Genomic DNA, 246 nt, shown 5'->3' on the forward strand with positions numbered 1-246 from the left:
ATTAAGATATCAATTTTTTTATCGCCGATGGTCTCAGAAAGACGCAGTAAATCGGAGGCTTTGGTGACATCAATGCCCTCAATAATTTCAACGTCCAGCTCAGTTAATTGCTTTGAACTGTTGCGGCAAACGGCGAACACTTTGTGGCCTTGTTCGGCATACTGCCGGGCAAATTCGTAGCCAATTCCCCGGTTAGCACCGGTAATTAAAACCTGTTGTTGACTCATTTTGTACTCCAAATACCAG

The 246-nt window shown here is 43.9% G+C and carries 1 protein-coding gene; it reads right to left on the reverse strand.

Annotated features, from left to right (window positions below; all coding sequences use genetic code 11):
* The coding region (locus SB749_RS20460; RefSeq protein WP_410711924.1) for an SDR family NAD(P)-dependent oxidoreductase at positions 1–227 on the reverse strand (227 nt) is incomplete at its 3' end.
* Positions 228–246: the final 19 nt, after the last annotated feature.

It is taken from the genome of Brevibacterium sp. SIMBA_078, assembly GCF_046534565.1.
In the GTDB taxonomy this organism is placed as follows: domain Bacteria; phylum Actinomycetota; class Actinomycetes; order Actinomycetales; family Brevibacteriaceae; genus Brevibacterium.